The sequence below is a fragment of the Alcanivorax sp. HI0083 genome (genome assembly GCF_001635175.1).
The window spans coordinates 1-3733 of record NZ_LWFX01001062.1; the positions used below are offsets into that span (position 1 = coordinate 1).

At 57.2% G+C, this 3733-nt stretch carries 4 protein-coding genes; 1 reads left to right on the forward strand and 3 read right to left on the reverse strand.

Annotated features, from left to right (window positions below; all coding sequences use genetic code 11):
* A partial coding sequence (locus A3754_RS13970; protein ID WP_063520182.1) for a YdcH family protein occupies positions 1-203 on the reverse strand: 203 nt, incomplete at its 3' end.
* Between the two features lie 268 nt (positions 204-471).
* Here A3754_RS13970 and A3754_RS13975 point away from each other — a divergent pair.
* Positions 472-1416, forward strand: coding sequence for an oxygenase MpaB family protein (locus tag A3754_RS13975; protein WP_231880632.1), 945 nt, complete (start codon positions 472-474; stop codon positions 1414-1416).
* A gap of 550 nt (positions 1417-1966) precedes the next feature.
* Here the strand turns inward: A3754_RS13975 and djlA are convergent.
* Positions 1967-2809 carry a co-chaperone DjlA gene (gene djlA / locus A3754_RS13980; protein WP_063520184.1) on the reverse strand — a complete coding sequence of 281 codons (843 nt, stop codon included), beginning with the start codon at positions 2807-2809 and terminating at the stop codon, positions 1967-1969.
* Positions 2809-3597 carry a hydroxypyruvate isomerase gene (gene hyi / locus A3754_RS13985; protein WP_063520185.1) on the reverse strand — a complete coding sequence of 263 codons (789 nt, stop codon included), beginning with the start codon at positions 3595-3597 and terminating at the stop codon, positions 2809-2811. The genes djlA and hyi overlap by 1 nt, the downstream gene beginning before the upstream one ends.
* Between the last annotated feature and the right edge of the window lie 136 nt (positions 3598-3733).

The following is a 3733-nucleotide window of genomic DNA, read 5'->3' on the forward strand; positions in this document are numbered from 1 at the left end:
AGCCGTATGCGGTCCTGCTTTAGCCGTTCCATCTCAGGATCCGAAATCGGGCTCTCGCGCATCTCCAGCCCCCGTATCTTTTTGTCCAGTTTATCGTGCTCCAGAATCAACGCCTTGAACGAGGGGTCGGCGTTAGCAAGCTCGTCTATCTTCTGGTGAACATCGGGAAATTCGTGATGAATGCTGTGATTTTCGCCCAACATGAAAGTCGCTCCTTAAATGGAAATGGCAAGCCAGCCCAATACGACCGGCCCTGTTTATGCGACAAGCAGAAACGGTTCACCGTTCCCCTTAACGCTCAAATCACCACATTTTCTGATTAGATTCAATCGCCCGTGGCCGTAAGATAAAAGTGAGCATGGCGGTACGGCCATGTCGAAATCTGCACTACGTTGTCCCCCTGCAGCCTTGTCCTGCAGTGTTTGGTGGTAGTCGGTAAATCCTATCCATCTGCACCACGGAGGCATGCACATGGCATTACCGAAATTAATCACCCGAGATCATCAGGAACACGGCTTGATGCGCATCACCGACCGCTGCCACCACCCTGATGCCGGCCTGTTCGGCCCCGGTTCCATATGCTGGCAACTGATGCGCGAAAACCTCATGTGCCTGGCACAAGGTCGCGTATTACTCCTGGCGCTGGCAGACAGCCGCACAGCGCAACTGACCACATCCGGAAACGACATGATGCAGCGCCTGCAACACACGCAGGTATTTATGCTGAAGCTGGTTTTTGGCAATCTGGACCAGGCGTTACTGACCCTGCAAAGCCCCTGTACCCGCCGCAAAACCCTGTTCGATGTGGAAGACAGCGACACCCTGTTGTACATGCTTACCGCGTGGATGGATTCGTGCCTGCGGATCTATCAAAGCGTTATTGAACCGCTGTCCACCGCCCACCAGGAAAGGCTGTTCGAAGAGACCATGGTGATGGCCGAAGCCATGGGCATACCCCCACAGCGATTACCGGTGCACTGGCATGCACACCAACGCTGGTGGAGCAAACGGCTGGCCCGCAACGGCGACATTCCCCGCCATCGCCGCCAGCTTGGCCATACCCTGATACGCGAACAGGGTTACCCCGGCCGGCTCCCCTACGGGAGTTATCTTGGCCTGGCGTCTTTTCAGATTCCCGAACACCTGCGCGAACAGTTTCGGTTGCCACAAACGGGACTTGATGCCCATCGCAGCTACCAGAAACACATTCACCGGCTAATGGACCTGACCTGCCGGCTACCCGAACGCTTGCGCTACCAGCCCGCCTACCATGAAGCCCTGCAACGGCTTAGCGGCCGCGCCCGCGCGGATCTGCCAACGCGCTTGCTGAATCGCTGGTGGTCCGGGGAATCCGATCTGGTCAGCAGCGGCTGGTCGATTCCGAAAATCGACCGGCTCCCCAGCGCCAGTTATTGAATCGGGAAACGCCACAGGCTTCACGCAACAAGCAACACGCCAAACTCCCGGCGTGTTGCTTGTTGCGTGAGCCCTGTTGCGTTTATTTAAGGTTCATCGGGGATTTGAGGGAATATCACGTTTCTAGCAGTTGGCTTGATTTGTCGTGAATGTCTCGCACGTTGCCGGATGCTAAACGCCGAATGCCTGACGAGGAAACGAGCATCGAGCGTCGCCTGCATAATGTATTATCAGCGTTTGACCGGCGAGTTTTGATGCCAGGCAGCCCCTAAAAAACGCCCACGCTAATATAGGAAGGGGTTCTGGCATCGTGAAGGAGCCTGTAATCCACCAACCTTATTCGTGATGCAAGCATCACTCCCACAAAAAAATCAGCGCTGTTGGGCGTGCTACAGAGACTCCCCAGTTCGTCGCTTCAACCTTCCAGAGCATCAGGGGCCTGATTTAACGTCCGGCATCAGGCGTTTGGCATCCGGCAACGCCGGCATTTCTGGCAACTCTATGGTCAACCAGGCATAACGGCGTTTTTCACGCTAATCCGCGAAGAACCTTATTTAAAGCCGCGGTGTTCCTTAATCATTTCGTAGGCCTTGCTGATTTCCGCGGTTTTTTCCGTGGCCACGCGAATCATTTCTTCCGGCACGCCTTTGGCGGCCAGCTTGTCCGGGTGGTGCTGGCTCATCAGTTTGCGGTAGGTCTTTTTGACCTCCTGATTACTGGCGCTACCAGTGATGCCCAGCACCTGATACGCCTGCGACAGGGACGGACGTGATGGTCCGGCTGCCTGCTGGCCACCCTGGTAGGAATGCCCACCGCGGGCGCCGGAAAATTGCGCCTGGGCCAGCAGCATGTTGAGGATCTGCTGAAACTGGGCGCGCGGCACACCCAGGCCTTCCGCCACCCGCACCAGAATCGCTTCTTCGGCCGGGTCCAGTTCGCCATCGGCCAGCGCGGTTTGCAGCAGAATTTCCAGCAATACCAGAATCAGTTGTTTGCGATGCTTCACGCTTGTCGCAAACGCGGCCACGGTTTGGTCCAGCGGAAAATCGTCCTGCTTGCCCTGGTTAAACAAGGCAATGGCCTGCTTGCGCTGCTCTTCAGACAGCTGCATGCGATCCATCACCGCCCTGGCCTGTGCAATTTCGTCTTCGCTGACACGGCCATCGGCCTTGGCCAGGTGCCCCATGATCGAAAACGCCGTATCGAACAGCGCTGTCTGAATCTGTGACTGTTCGCCCGGGCCATAGGGCCGAAACGGGTTAAAGGTCTGTACCCGTTCGGCGCCCTTGTCGAGCATATGCCCAATCAGCACGCCGATACCCAAGCCAATGGGCCCGCCCGCCAGCATGCCGAGCAGGCCAAGGATGATCTTTCCACCCCAATTGAATTGCATCACGGTTCCTGTTTGGTTGCGTTAAACCAGCCCAGGCTGGTTATCGTGTCGGCCCGGGGCCGGTACTCCGCACTCACCCAGCCCGCATAATCCAGCGAGTCGATGTGAGCAAACACGGTATCAAAATGAATTTCGCCGCTGCCCGGCTCATGGCGCCCGGGATTATCGGCAAACTGAATATGTCCTATATGGGGACAAAGTCGCGAAAGGGAACGGCACAAATCCCCTTCCATAATCTGCATATGATAAAGATCGTATTGCAGGCGGATATTGTCGCGGCCCGCCGCCTCAATCACCGCCATGGCCATGGCCGAGGTATCCACCAGAAAACCGGGCATATCCACCCGGGAGTTGATCGCTTCCAGTGTCAGGGTCAGCCCCTTGGCGGCGAACAGGTCCGCAGCAAAACGCAGGTTCTCCACCAGGGTTGCAAAGGCCACCTCTGACGGCAGCGCTGCCGGTTTCAGGCCCGCCAGACAGTTCATCTGCCCACAGCCCAGCGCCTCGGCGTAGTCCATGGCGGTAAACACACCTTCGCGAAACGCCTCCACCCGATCCGGCAAACACGCAATGCCGCGCTCTCCGGCATCCCAGTCCCCGGCAGGCAAGTTGAATAGCACCTGGGTCAGCCCGTTCTCCGCCAGCAATGACGCCAACTCGTCAGCAGACCAGCCATACGGGAACAGATATTCCACCCCCTTGAAGCCGGCATCCGCCGCAGCGGCAAAGCGGTCCCGGAACGGTAACTCAGTGAACAGCATGGACAGGTTGGCGGCAAAACGTGGCATTACCCGTTCTCCTCTTCGGGATCTACCCCACCGGTGCCAGCAGACAATCGAACGCCATTGAGCCTTTCCAGCTCCAATAGCAGACCACTGTGATCCACATCGCCATGACCGCTTGCCTGCAAGGCCCGATATTGTT